We start from the raw sequence: 12,954 nt of genomic DNA, 5'->3' as shown, positions 1-12,954 counted from the left end.
GGCTCATCGTCGTGCGCCACTACGCGTTGGCACTGACCCTCATCACGCCGCTCGTCCTCATCCTCACCTCGGCGGCGACCGGCACGGCCGACTCACTGACCACGGTCGCGGAACGCGTCATCGACACCGTGGTGGGCGCGAGCATCGCAGGCCTTACCGGACTTCTGCACACCAGGCGTCCTTCCTCGTAGACCGGCATCACTCCGCGTCCCGCCCACGCGGTCTCAGGCCGACCACGCCGCCCACAGCCGCGAGTACGGACCCTGCGCGTGCGCGAGGTCCTCATGCCTGCCCTGCTCCACCACACGGCCCGCGTCCATCACCACCACCTGATCTGCCGTCACCGCCTGGCTCAGCCGATGCGCGATCACGATGGTGGTGCGGCCGTTCGCGAGCCTGGCCGCCGCGGCATCGAGCGCGCCCGCGTCACGCCCGTCGCCTGACGTTGCCTCGTCGAGCACCAGCACGTCCGGGTCCAACAGCCCCATCCGCGCGAGCGCGAGATGTTGCCGCTCGCGATCGCCAAGGACGTGACCCCCGGCTCCCACCACCGTGTCCCAGCCTTCGGGCAGGGCATCGACCCACTCCCACGCCCCCACGTCCATCAGCGCCTGGTGCACGTCATCATCGGACGCGTCGGGGCGGGCAATGCGCAAGTCCTCGCGCACCGTGCCGGAGAACACCCAGGGCTCCTGCGTGACCAAGCCCACCACGGCATCGGCCGGAGAAAAGGCGAGGGCGGCGAGGGGCGCGTCGAGGTCGCCGCTGAGGAGTGCGCCAAGGGTGGTCTTGCCGGCGCCGCTGGCACCGACGACCGCGACCGTGGTGCCCGGAGCGACGGCCAGCGAGACGCCTTCCAGCACCAGGCGCTCCCCGTACGCGAACGAGAGGTCGCGCACCGTCACCGTCGCGTCCCGATGCCTGCGCGAGGCGCCGGTGGGCAACGACCGCTCCCCGGGCTCGTCGAGCATGCCCACGATGCGCGCGAGGCTCGCAGCGGCCCGCTGCAGGTCATCCATCCCTGCCACGAGCGCGCCCATGGGACCAAATAGCCTCATGAACAGCAGCGCAGCGGCGGTGGCCTGACCCACCGTGGCGCTGCCGGACGACACCAGGAGCCAGTGACCACCAGGATCGCGGATAGGCCCGCGAGGCTCGGCGAGGTTCAGCCGCCCCCAGAAGCGCGCACCCACGCGCGCCGCCTGGCGAGTGAGATCGGCGGCCTCGCGAGCGGACCCATCGATGTGGGCTCGGGCGGTGGCCGATGCCCCGGCGGCCGCCAACGACTCACGCGCGTCAAGCGCCTCGAGGATGCGCTGCGTGCGCTCGCCAGCGGCGGCGCGCGACGCGCGGTAGAGCGGCTGGGAGACACGGATGTAGAGGCGCAATGCCACGAGTTGAATGGGCACGGTGACGGCCGCGCCGACCATGAGACGCCAGTCGATGGACGCGAGACCCACCGCGGTGGCACCAATCGTCAGCAGCGATGCCGCCGACCCCGGCAACACGTTCGACAGGGTCTCGCCCACGATGGCCACGTCGCTCGTGACGCGTGAGACCACCTCGCCGCGGCCGGCGGCCTCGACGCGGCGGCTCGGCAGGCGCAGGACATGGCTCACCACATCGGCGCGCAGGCCGGCGAGGAGCCGCTCGCCCACGCGCGCCACCGCCACCCGCGACCACGCGGTCGCGGCGGCATGAGCGATCACCACGACCGCGAGCGCCATGAACAGCGTCCGCAACTGTGCGGCGTCGGAGGCGATCACCGCGTCCACCACATCGCCCAGCAACATTGGGGTGAGGACCGCGAGGGCGGCCACCGCCGCGAGCGCGGCCACCGCGACGGTGAACCGCACCGCGTGGCGGCGCACCAGTCGGCCCAGAGCGCGCCACGTGTCGCGGGGCGCGGCGGTTGCGAATCCAGCACTCACGGCGCCACCTCCACAGGAACATCCTTCACGGCAGCATCGGCGGGCACGGCAGCGACCGTGACGGTCCTGTCGCACGCCGCAAGCATCACGGGGCTCTCGGTGAGCACCACGGTGGTCTGCCCGCGTCGTGCGCGCGGAAGGCTCCGCGGCCACGCGCGCCTCGGTCACGGCGTCGAGCGCTGAGGTCGGGTCGTCGAGCACCACGACGGGCGCGCGGGCGGCATAGGCCCTGGCCAACGCCACACGCTGACGCTGGCCGCCGGACAGCAGGCGGCCACGTTCGCCAACCTCGCGTTCCCAGCCGCCATCGGCGAGGACGTCACCGAGTGCTGCAGCCGCGGCGAGGCGTTCGCGGTCGCCGTCGTCGAGGCCGCGCCCGGCGAGGTCAACGTTGGAGGCGACTGACCCGCGCAGCAGCAGGTCCTCGTGCGGGGGCGCCACCACCGTGGGCACGACGCCATCGGGCGCGATGGGCACGTAGGCATGACCGTCGACGCTCACCGCCGCTGCCGCAGCGCCGTCTGAGGCGGGCCCGGCGAGGGCGGCCATGATCGCCGCGCGCTCCGCGGGCCCCGCACGCACGCCAAGGACCTCGCCCGCCTCGGCCCGGAAGGCGATCGCGCCCGAGCGCAGAGAGAGTTCACCCAGCCGGGCGGAAGCCGCCGGGCCGGAACGCTCCGGGTCCACCTCGAGCGTGGCGACACGGTCGGCCGATGCCCTGAGGCGGGCCATGCCTGCCACCACGAAACCGAGCCCCGTGATGGGCCACTGCAGCACCTGGGCGAGCCCCAGCATCGTTACCAGGCCACCCACGGTGATGTCGCCGGTCAACACAAAGTGGGCGCCGAGCGCGGCGAGGGCGATGATGAAGGCACCCGACAGCAGCGTCGACAGACCCGCGTGGACGCCCTCGGCATCGGCCGCCCTCAAGGCCGCGGTGAGCGAGGTGCGGTTGACGCGCTCGAAGCGCGCGACTCCCTCGCCCTGCGCGCGCAGGCCGGTCAGGGTACGCATGCCTCCGAGGAGGTCGCCGATCATGGCCGATGACTGGGCGAGCGCTTCCTGCTCGGACGCGCTGCGCCGCTGCAAAGGCCGCGAGACTGCCTGCATCACCAGCACCAGGAGGGGCGTGCCGACAAGGACCGCGAGCGCCACGGGCCACGAAATCTGCACCAGCGCGACCGCGGCGGTGAGGATGGCGACCAGGTAGGCGACGCCCGAGCCGAGCGGCCACGGCGCCCCAGCGGCCTCGTCGACGTCGGCATCGATGATCGAGATGGCCTCCGCCGGTCTGCCGCGGAAGCGAGCACCTGGCGTGATGAGGCGGGCCACGAGGTCACGGCGCACGTCGTAGCCGGTGTCGACGTACAGGCCGATCGCGGTGAGTTCACCCCACCGCCAGCCGAGGATCAGGACCATAAAGACCGCGGCCAGCAGGCCGAGCGAACCCAGGAGTCGCCACGGCGACGAGTCGCCAAGAGCGTGGTCGATGGCGATGCCCACCACGATGGGCACCAGCGCCTCACAGGCCTGATGAATGGAGAATCCGCAGGCGGCGGCCACCATGCGTAGACGCCTGCCGGGCTGCCATGGCGAGGCGGAGGAACGCGGGCGAGATCGGGGCATGGTTGGCGAGTCTAGGTTTCGCACCCCTTGGCGACAACGCGATAGTCGGACAGGATGTGTCCATGATCGGACAGGATGGCGACGACGAGAAGTGGCGCATCGACACCACCGACTTCGCGGTCGCACAGACCGTGGAATGGGAGCGCCACGCCCATGAACACGCACACGAGATCCTCTGGGGTTGCCGCGGCACGCTGACCGCCGCGACGGACGACGGTTTCTTCGCGGTGCCTCATGCGCTCGCGCTGTGGATCCCCGCGGGCGTCCATCACCAGGTCACGGCCGCCTCCGGCACCCGCTTTCGCTGCACGTACATCGACTCGGCCCTGCCCGGCCCCTCGCCGCACGCCACCGCCATCGCGATGCCCGAACTGGTCCAGTCGCTGCTGGAGCGCCTGGCGGACCCGCCGTACCTCGCCCCCACGCCACGCACGCACGCGGAGAACCTCGTGACCTCGCTGCTGGAGCCCGCGGAGGTCGCCTCCGTTGACCTCCGCATGCCGCGCGACGTGCGCACCAAGGCCGTCGCCGAACGCATCCTCGCCAACCCCGCGGACGACCAGTCCATCGAGGACTGGGGCTACGCCGTGGGATCGAGCGCCCGCAACCTCTCGCGGCTCTTCGTCGCGGATACGGGGCTGAGTTTCGCCCAGTGGCGCACGCGGGCGCGGATGCGACGCGCCGTCGAGCTCCTGGCGGCCGACCACTCCGTGACGTCCGTGGCGGCACGCGTGGGCTACGCCTCGCCCAGCGCCTTCGTCCAGGCGTTCCGCCGGGAGTTGGGGCGCACGCCGGGAGAGTACGTGGCGGCCCGGCCTCGTGCGGGGGACCGGGATACTCGGCCTGCACGCGACATCGCTTGACGGCTGCCCTATACGCCGGGGCACCATACTGTCGGGAGTTAGGCAACGCTTGCCTTACGTAATTCCCCCTGCCCTCGACAGTGAAGGTTCGCCATGCGCACCCAGCCCCTCGCCATCGCCGCGCTCGTCGCCGCCTCCGGCATCGTCCTGACCGCCTGCTCCTCGGACGACGCCTCTGCGCCGGAAGCCTCCGGTAGCGCCTCTGCTGCCACCGCCGCCGTGGAACCCACCACGCTGACCGTCACGAGCCCCGCGGGCTCCACCATCGAGATGCCCACCGAGCCCGAGTCTGCGCTCGGCTTCTACACCACCGACATCGACATGCTCATCACGCTCGGCTTCTCGCTTGCCGACGAGCAGCCCATCCGCGAAGACTTCACGACCTTCCCCTCGTTCTTCCCCCAGGAGGAGCCTGGAGGGCATCACCGGCTTCGCGAACTTCCCCGAGTACAACCTGGAGAAGATCCTCCAGGTGGGTCCGGACTTCATCCTCAACGGCCTTGGCTACGAGGAGACGCTCGACGGCGACCTCCAGGCGATCGCCCCCACGTACACGTACAACGCCTTCGACGGCGCCGACTGGCGCGACAGTTTCGAGAAGGCTCGCGGCCGACCTCGGCCGCACCGAGCAGTGGCAGGCCTGGAACGACGCCTACGAGGCCAAGGTGGCCGAGGTGCGCGCCGGCATCGACGAGGCGGGCATCGACCCCGTGGTCGCGGACGTCGCCTACTGGAACGGCGAGGTGAGCGCCGGATGCTACGGCGTCCCGTGCCTGGTGCTCGCCGACCTTGGCCTCACCCTGTCCCCCCTGATGAACGCGGATGAGGCCGGCCTCCCGGCCGGCGACTCCACGGTGTTCTCCAACGAGCAACTGGGCGACCTCGACTCGATCGACGTGGTGTTCACCGGCGTGAACGAGGACGGCTCCGGCAACATGGCCGACGACGAGACGCTGTCCGCGAACGCCCTGTGGAAGGACCTCGGCTTCGTCAAGGACGGCGAGATCTACGGCTACAACTACGAGATGGCCTACGGCTCGCCCAGCGGTCAGATGGCATTCCTCGAGGTCGTTGAGAAGGCGCTGCTCGGATGAGGGTCAACCGCATCCACCGCGCCGTCGTCACCGGCGTCGAGCGCCTCACCCCCGGCATGATGCGGGTCGCCTTCGGCGGCGAAGGCCTCGCCGACTTCACCTCATCGGGCGTGGGCGACGAGTACTTCCGCCTGTTCTTCCCGCACGAGGGCGAGACCGAGCCCGCGCTGCCCACCCCCACCGACGACGGCTACTGGGAGTACCCCGAGGACGTCGACCCCGCGCCGCTGCGCACCTACACGGTGCGTGCATGGGACGAGGCCTCCGGCATCTTGACCGTCGACTTCGTGGTGCACCAGGGCGGCGTCGCGGCCGCGTGGGCGCTTGCCGCCCGTCCCGGCGACGTGGTGGGAGTGAACACCCCCACCGCGCTGTACGCCGCCCCCGAGGACATCGAGTGGCAGGCTCCTGGTGGCCGATGCGACCGGCCTCCCGGCCGCGCTGAGGCTTGCCGAGAACGCGCGCCCCGGCGTGCGCACTCGCGTGGTCCTCGAGGTCGCGGACGGTGAGGACGAGCAGCGCATCGACGCTCCCGCCGGTGTGGACCTGCACTGGATCCACGGCGGCAATGGCCAAGGCCCCACCCGCATCGAGGAGATCGTGCGCTCGGCCGACTTCCCGGCATCGGCCGGATACGTGTGGGTCGCAGGCGAGACCAAGGCGACCCGCGGCGTGCGCAAGTACCTGCGTCACGAGCTCGGCCTCCCCGCCACCGCCTACAAGGTGGTGGGCTACTGGACCGAGAACGCGGAGGCGTGGCGCGAGCGCTACGACAGCCTCCCCGAGGACGTCCACGCCCGTCTCGCGGCCATGTGGGACGACTCGGGCCGCGACGAGGAAGAGATCCAAGACGAGTATCACGCCGAGCCTGGAGAAGGCCGGGGCTGTGACCGCATGACCGGCACGATCGAGGCGCGCACCGATACCGCGCCGATGCGCGGGCGTCGTCACGACGAAGCGCCGCCACGGCGAGGGCTTGCCATCACGGCCCTCGCCGTGGGCCTCGTCCTCGCGTGCGTTGCCTCGATCGTGCTGGGCTCACAAGACCTGTCGCTCGGGGAGGTCTGGGCCGGCCTCCAGGGCACCGACGCGAAGGCCGCCACCGTGGTGCGGGACCTCAGGATCCCTCGCACCATCGTCGGCGTCTGCGTAGGCCTGGCACTCGGCCTCGCCGGCGCCCTCATCCAGGGCTTCAGCCGCAACCCGCTGGCCGACCCGGGCATCCTCGGCGTCAACGCGGGCGCCTCCACCGGCATCGTCTGCGCCGTCGCCTTCTTTGGGGTGTCGAGCACGTCCGGCTACATGTGGTTTGCGTTCGCAGGCGCCGTGGTCGCGACGGTGATGGTGCTCGTGATCGGCTCGCTGGGCCGCGGGGGCGCCGACCCCATCCGCATGACCCTGACCGGCGTGGCCATCGGCGCGGTGCTCGGCGGCATCACCTCCGGCATCACGCTGCTGCGCTCCGAGGTGTTCGACTCCGTGCGCCAGTGGAGCGCCGGCTCGCTCCAGTCGCTCTCGCCCGATGTGATGGCGGTCCTGCCGTTCATCGGCATCGGCGCCGTGTTGGCGTTCACGCTCGCACCGGGCATGAACGCGCTGGCCCTTGGCGACGACCTCGCCACGGCGCTGGGTTCGCACGTCCTGCGCACCCGCATCCTCGCGGTCGTCTCCGTCACCCTCCTATGCGGCGCGGCCACGGCGGCCGCCGGGCCCATCGGCTTCGTGGGCCTCATGGTGCCGCATGCGGTGCGCTGGCTGGTCGGGCCCCACCAGGGCTGGATCCTGCTGGGCACCGCGTTCGCCGCGCCCCTGCTGCTGCTCAGCGCCGACGTGGTCTCGCGCCTTGTCCTGTCCTCCGGCGAGCCTGCCCGTGGGCGTGGTCACCGCGTTCGTGGGCGCCCCGGTCCTGATCGCGCTGGTGCGGCGCAAGAATGCGAGCGGGCTATGACACGCGCCACGACCGATACCGTCCTCGATTCCGGGCGGCCGATGCTCACGCTGGCCCGCGGCCCCCTCACCAGGCGCGTCAGTGTTCGAGGTTTCACGGTCACCGTCGGCGCCCTGGTGGTCGCCCTCGCGCTGGCCGTGCTCGCCCTGTCGCTCGGCGACTTCGTAGTCTCTCCCGGCGAGGTGCTGGCCGCTTTGACGGGAGGCGGCGAGGATCGCTCGCGCCTCGTGGTTCTCGAATGGCGTCTGCCGCGCGTCACCGCCGCGCTCCTCTTGGGAGCGGCGCTCGGCGCGGGAGGTGCCATCTTCCAGTCCCTCACCCGTAACCCGCTGGGAAGCCCCGACATCGTCGGCTTCGACATGGGCGCGTACACCGGCGCCCTGGTGGTGATGCTGGCCGGCTCGTTCGGCTTCGCGGGCGTCGCCGGAGGCGCCTACCTTGGCGGCCTTGCCGCCGCCGCGGTGGTGTACCTGCTGGCATACCGCCGCGGCTTCCAGGGCTTCCGCCTCATCATCGTGGGCATCGGCGTGGGCGCCATGCTCGCGTCCTTCAACACGTGGCTCATCCTCAACGCCGACCTCGCGGTGGCGATGATCGCGGCCGCCTGGGGCATGGGCTCGCTCAACGCGGTGGGCTGGGAACAGGCTGGGCCCGGGGCTCGCGATCCTTGCCCCGCTTGCGGTGCTGTGCGCGATGTTCGCGGACCGCCTCCACCTGCTCGAGATGGGGGACGATGCCGCCGCGGCGCTGGGAGTGCGGCGCAATCGCGTGCGGGTCGTCATGGTGGTGGTGGGCGTCGGCTTCACCGCCGTCGTCACCTCGATCTGCGGTCCCATCGCGTTCATCGCCCTGGCCGCGCCTCAGATCGCACGCCGCCTGTCCGCCAGCCCCGGCGTCGCCATCTCCACGTCCGCGGCCGTGGGCGCGGTGCTGCTGCTGGCAAGCGACATCGTCGCCCAGCGCCTGTTCGCGCCCACCCAGTTGCCCGTCGGCATCGTGACGGTGGCCGTCGGTGGCGCCTATCTCATCTGGCTGCTCATCAGGGAGGCACGGAAGTCATGACCGATCTCGACGAGAGGATCGCCGTGGACCACCCCCGGCTCGCCACCATCGACGCCACCCTCGGCTACGAGGGGGTGACCGTGGCTCAAGGGCTTTCGGTGGCCATCGAGCCCGGCTCGTTCACGGTCATCGTGGGCCCCAACGCGTGCGGCAAGTCCACCCTTCTGCGTGCTCTCGCGCGGCTCTTGAAGCCGGCGGAGGGCATCGTGACGCTCGACGGTAAGGACATCTCGACGGTGCCCACACGCGAGGTCGCGAGGCGCATGGGGCTCCTGCCGCAGACCTCCATCGCCCCCGATGGGATCCGCGTGGTGGACCTTGTCGCCCGCGGCAGGCATCCCCACCAGACCCTGTTGCGCCAGTGGTCGGCGGCGGACAGGGAAGCCGTCGCCGCCGCCCTCGAGGCCACCGGGACCACGGAGCCTCGCGGGCCGGCTGGTCGACGAGTTGTCGGGAGGGCAGCGTCAGCGCGTGTGGGTCGCGATGCTCCTGGCGCAGGAAAGCCCCACGATGCTCCTCGACGAGCCGACCACGTTCCTCGACATCGCCCACCAGTACGACCTTCTGCGGCTCTTTGGGACGCTTCACCGCGAGGGCCGCACCGTGGTGGCCGTGCTGCACGATCTGAATCAGGCCACCCGTTTCGCCGACACCATCGTGATGATGCGCGACGGCGAGGTGGTGGCGGCGGGCGATCCGCATGACGTGGTGACCGCCGAGCGCGTGGAGGAGGTCTTCGGCCTCCCGTGCACCGTGGGCGTTGACCCGCACGCCGGCTCGCCGCTGGTCCTGCCGCTGTAGTCGCAGGCGCATGTACCCGCGGCGGTAGCGGCGGCCGCGCTGCTACGGCGTGACTACTGCGGCGCCGCCGAGGTGGCGATCAGCACGAAGACAAAGAGGAACACGAGCAGCACAAGCGCGAGGCCGATCCACCCCACGAGCACGGCGGCCTTCGCCATGCCGATGCCGTCGTCACCGCTGGCCGCGATCTGCTTCTTCGCGATCGACCCACAGATGATGCCGACCACCGACGAGATCACGGGCGGAAGGCCCACGAGGCCGATGGCTGCGAACACGATCGCCACCACCGCGAGCGGGTTCATCCGCGGGGCCACGAAGTCCGAGGCGGGCTGGGCGGGGCGGTACTCGTCGGGCTCGCTGCTCATGACACGAGCGTAGCCGCGCCCGGGGCGCGCCGAGGCGCGGGCCCCAACCCCAGCATCGGCCGGCTGTCATCGATTCCCAAGGTAAGACGTGACGGAGGTGACGGGTGGGGGCCGATGCCGCCCTCACCTCGTCACATGGCTCCCACCAGTCACGCCATACCTTGGGAGTCGCCCGATGCGGGGGTGGTGGCACACCCCGGTCCTCCCCTATGATTTACAACGTTAGAAATGCGGCAGCGACCGTGACGAGCACTCGACGACGAGGACACATGACCCGCTCAGCAAGGACCACCTGCACGCCCGCGGCGCGCACCGCGTCCACCCCCGACCTCACGCCCCTGCCCCTCACCGCAGTCACGCTCGACGGCACCGGAGAACTGGGCGCATGGCAGCGCCTCAACCGCGAGCGCACCATCCCCCATGTGGTCGCGCGGCTCGAGTCCAGCGGCGTCATGGACAACCTGCGCCGCCTCACTGGCGACTCCGAAGCGCCCTACCGGGGCTTCAACTTCGCCGATTCCGACCTCCACAAGACCCTCGAGGCCATCGCGTGGGAGGCAGCGCGCGTGCCCGAGGACCAGCGCTGGGAATCGTTCGCCGCCGACGCCACCGCGCTGCTCGCCCGCGTGCAGCGCGAGGACGGCTACCTGTACTCGCACGTGCAGGGCCACAACGATCAGGAGCCGTGGCGGGACATGCGCTGGGGCCACGAACTGTACGTGCTGGGCCACCTGGTCCAGGCCGCGGTCGCCCGCTCCCGCGCCGCCGGCACAGACGACCTCCTGGCCGTCGCCCGCCGCTTCGCCGACCTCGCCGTGAAGGAGTTCGGCCCCGACTCCACGCGCACCGACGGCTACTGCGGCCACCCCGAGATCGAGACCGCCCTCGTCGAGCCTGTACCGGCACACGGGCGAGCAGGCCTACCTCGACACCGTCACCGCGATGGTGGAGCGTCGCGGCACCGGCGCCCTGGGCATCGGCCCGTTCGAGTCCGCGTACCACCAGGACCACCTGCCCGTCCGTCAGGCGACCGAGGCCACCGGCCACGCCGTCCGCCAGGCTCTACCTCAACGCGGGCCTCGCGGACCTCGCGGCGGAGACGGCCGATGGCGCCCTCACCCAGGCGCTCGACGCCCAGTGGCGCTCGGCCCACGGCACCAAGGAGTACGTCACCGGCGGCATGGGATCGCGGCACAAGGACGAGTCCTTCGGCGACCCGTATGAACTGCCGCCGGACCGGTCCTACGCCGAGACCTGCGCCGCCATCGCGGCATTCCAGTGGAACTGGCGCGCGCTGCTCGCGAGCGGGGACGCGCGGCACGCCGACGCCATGGAGCGCGCCCTCTACAACGGCATCGCGTCCTCCACGGGCGTGGATGGAGTGCGCTTCTTCTACTCGAACCCCCTGCAACTGCGCACGGGCCACGACGGCACCAGCGAGTATCAGCCCTCGGAGCGCCTCGACTGGTTCGCCTGCGCCTGCTGCCCGCCCAACCTGGCGCGCCTGGTCGCGTCGCTCGGCGCGTACGTCGCCACCGGCACGGAGACGTCCGCGCGTCTGCATCTCTACGGCGAGGGCCGGGTGCGCCTGGGCGCCACCACGCTGACCGTCGCCACCGACTACCCGTGGGACGGCCGCGTGACGGTCACGGTCGATGGCCCGCTCGAAACCCTCGCGCTGCGCATCCCGGCCTGGTCGCGTGACGCCACCATCACGGTCGATGGCGAGGTCACGGCCGCGAGCGCCGATGCCGACGGCTACGCCCGCGTCCAGGTCGCCGACGGCGTCACGGTGGTGCTCGACCTGCCGATGCCGGTCGACGTCCTCGACCCCGATCCTCGCGTCGACGCCGTGCGCGGCTGTGTGGCACTGCGTCGCGGCCCGGTGGTCCACTGCATCGAGCAGGCCGACCTTCCGCCCGGCGTGACCCTCGAGGACGTGTCGATCGACCTCTCCGCCAGCCCACGCATCGGCCCCGCCGTGTCATCGCTGCGCGTGGGCGCGACCATCCTGGCCGAGGCGGTGGTGCGTCCCAGCGAGGGCCTGCCGCTCGGCACGGCACACCCCCGGTCCTCGCACCACGACGAGCGATCTGGCATGCTTCCGGGCAGGATCCCCCTGCGCGCGATCCCGTACGCCCGCTGGGCGAACCGTGCGTCAGGGGCGATGAGGGTCTGGATTCCCCTGACCGGACAGGAGTGACGCGGATGGCGGGCACCGGAACGCGAGGGGCCGTGACGATGCATGACGTCGCGGCCAAGGCTGGCGTGTCCGTCAAGACCGTCTCCAACGTGGTCAACGACTATCCCCACATTCGGCCGGCGACCCGCGAGAAAGTGCAGCGTGCCATCGACGAGCCTGGGCTACCGGCTGAACCTCTCGGCGCGCAATCTGCGTCAGGGCCGTACGGGGATCATCGGCCTCGCGCTGCCCGAGTTGTCCCTGCCGTACTTCGCCGAGCCTTGCCGACTCCGTCATCAGGGCCGCCGAGGAGCGCGGCCTGACGGTGCTCATCGAGCAGACCGGCGCGGACCGGCAGCACGAGGCTCGACGTCCTCACCTCCGAGCGTCGGCAGGTGACCGACGGCCTCATCTTCTCGCCGCTCGCGCTTGGCCCCGATGACGCCGCTGCCCTCGACGTCTCGTACCCCCTGGTGGTGCTGGGTGAGCGCATCTTCGGCGGCGACTGGGACCACGTCACCATGAACAACGTGGATGGCGCTCGGGCGGCCACGCAGCACCTGATCGATCGCGGCAGGCGGCGCATCGCGGTCATCGGCGCGCACGCCGGGGAGACGATGGGCTCCGCGGCCCTGCGCGTCCTGGGCTACCAGACCGCGCTGGCGGCGAACGGCATTCCGTTCGACCCCGACCTGGTGGTCGAAGGTGGCCTCTGGCATCGCGCTACCGGTGCGGCCTGTGTGAACGGCCTCCTCGATGCGGGGATCGAGGTCGACGCGGTGTTCGGGCTGAACGACGCGCTCGCGCTCGGAGCGCTGCACGCCCTCCATGCGCGTCGCATCGACGTGCCGGGCACGATCGCCGTGGCGGGCTTCGACAACATTGAGGACGCCGCCTACGCGGCCCCCACACTGACCTCGATCGCGCCGGGTCGCGAGCAGATTGCCGCCACCGCGATCGATGTGCTGATGGAGCGCATCGGCGGCTCCCAGGATCCGTACCGCAGGGTCATCGCGGACTTCTCCCTCGTGGAGCGGGAGTCGACCGCCGCCTGACCCTCACCCTCAGCCCCAGCCCCAGCC

General features: G+C 71.3%; 10 protein-coding genes and 6 pseudogenes. 14 read left to right on the top strand and 2 right to left on the bottom strand.

Annotated features, from left to right (window positions below):
* Positions 1–11: 11 nt before the first annotated feature.
* On the top strand, positions 12–191 hold the full coding sequence (locus QQK48_RS09825; RefSeq protein WP_284328338.1) for an FUSC family protein: 180 nt from the start codon (positions 12–14) through the stop codon (positions 189–191).
* A gap of 33 nt (positions 192–224) precedes the next feature.
* Here the strand turns inward: QQK48_RS09825 and QQK48_RS09820 are convergent, their stop codons facing one another.
* Positions 225–3,497, bottom strand: a complete 3,273-nt coding sequence (locus QQK48_RS09820) for an ABC transporter transmembrane domain-containing protein (protein WP_284328337.1) — start codon at positions 3,495–3,497, stop codon at positions 225–227.
* A 122-nt stretch (positions 3,498–3,619) separates the two neighbouring features.
* Here QQK48_RS09820 and QQK48_RS09815 point away from each other — a divergent pair, with 122 nt between their 5' ends.
* The 9 genes and pseudogenes from QQK48_RS09815 to QQK48_RS09770 all read left to right on the top strand — a co-directional run bounded on the left by QQK48_RS09815 (position 3,620) and on the right by QQK48_RS09770 (position 9,325).
* Positions 3,620–4,420 (top strand): helix-turn-helix domain-containing protein, encoded by an 801-nt coding sequence (locus QQK48_RS09815; RefSeq protein ID WP_284328336.1) that lies wholly within the window; start codon positions 3,620–3,622, stop codon positions 4,418–4,420.
* Positions 4,421–4,513: 93 nt separating this feature from the next.
* Complete coding sequence (locus tag QQK48_RS09810; RefSeq protein WP_284328335.1) at positions 4,514–5,167, top strand: hypothetical protein; 654 nt, start codon at positions 4,514–4,516, stop codon at positions 5,165–5,167.
* The gene (locus tag QQK48_RS09805; protein ID WP_284328334.1) at positions 5,086–5,514 is read left to right on the top strand and encodes a TroA family protein; all 429 of its coding nucleotides are present in this window, start codon (positions 5,086–5,088) and stop codon (positions 5,512–5,514) included. Before QQK48_RS09810 ends, QQK48_RS09805 begins: the two co-directional genes overlap by 82 nt.
* Positions 5,511–6,023: a siderophore-interacting protein gene (locus tag QQK48_RS09800; protein WP_284328333.1), complete on the top strand. Its 513-nt coding sequence runs from the start codon at positions 5,511–5,513 to the stop codon at positions 6,021–6,023. Before QQK48_RS09805 ends, QQK48_RS09800 begins: the two co-directional genes overlap by 4 nt.
* Positions 5,926–8,049 (top strand): annotated as a pseudogene (locus QQK48_RS19840) (iron chelate uptake ABC transporter family permease subunit); the annotation flags it as partial. The gene QQK48_RS09800 and the pseudogene QQK48_RS19840, both read left to right, overlap by 98 nt.
* A 106-nt stretch (positions 8,050–8,155) precedes the next feature.
* Positions 8,156–8,524: an iron chelate uptake ABC transporter family permease subunit gene (locus tag QQK48_RS09780; protein ID WP_284329364.1), complete on the top strand. Its 369-nt coding sequence runs from the start codon at positions 8,156–8,158 to the stop codon at positions 8,522–8,524.
* A pseudogene (locus QQK48_RS19835) lies at positions 8,521–8,838 on the top strand (ATP-binding cassette domain-containing protein); the annotation flags it as partial. The gene QQK48_RS09780 and the pseudogene QQK48_RS19835, both read left to right, overlap by 4 nt.
* A pseudogene (locus QQK48_RS19830) lies at positions 8,822–9,013 on the top strand (hypothetical protein); the annotation flags it as partial. The pseudogenes QQK48_RS19835 and QQK48_RS19830, both read left to right, overlap by 17 nt.
* A 171-nt stretch (positions 9,014–9,184) precedes the next feature.
* The gene (locus tag QQK48_RS09770; RefSeq protein ID WP_284328332.1) at positions 9,185–9,325 is read left to right on the top strand and encodes a hypothetical protein; all 141 of its coding nucleotides are present in this window, start codon (positions 9,185–9,187) and stop codon (positions 9,323–9,325) included.
* A gap of 53 nt (positions 9,326–9,378) precedes the next feature.
* Here the strand turns inward: QQK48_RS09770 and QQK48_RS09765 are convergent, their stop codons facing one another.
* On the bottom strand, positions 9,379–9,690 hold the full coding sequence (locus QQK48_RS09765) for a DUF4190 domain-containing protein (RefSeq protein WP_284328331.1): 312 nt from the start codon (positions 9,688–9,690) through the stop codon (positions 9,379–9,381).
* Between the two features lie 209 nt (positions 9,691–9,899).
* Between QQK48_RS09765 and QQK48_RS09760 the strand changes: the two are divergent.
* From QQK48_RS09760 to QQK48_RS21705, 4 genes and pseudogenes are all read left to right on the top strand, one after another.
* Positions 9,900–10,523 (top strand): annotated as a pseudogene (locus tag QQK48_RS09760) (beta-L-arabinofuranosidase domain-containing protein); the annotation flags it as partial.
* Between the two features lie 109 nt (positions 10,524–10,632).
* A pseudogene (locus QQK48_RS19825) lies at positions 10,633–11,443 on the top strand (beta-L-arabinofuranosidase domain-containing protein); the annotation flags it as partial.
* 57 nt (positions 11,444–11,500) lie between these two features.
* Entirely contained in the window at positions 11,501–11,893 is a 393-nt protein-coding gene (locus tag QQK48_RS19820; protein ID WP_348523780.1) for a hypothetical protein, read from the top strand.
* A 5-nt stretch (positions 11,894–11,898) separates the two neighbouring features.
* Positions 11,899–12,927, top strand: a pseudogene (locus QQK48_RS21705) (LacI family DNA-binding transcriptional regulator).
* The last annotated feature ends 27 nt before the right edge of the window (positions 12,928–12,954 follow it).

This window comes from Demequina litorisediminis (assembly GCF_030161615.1).
Lineage (GTDB): Bacteria > Actinomycetota > Actinomycetes > Actinomycetales > Demequinaceae > Demequina > Demequina litorisediminis.
This window is presented reverse-complemented; position numbering and strand designations above follow the sequence as displayed.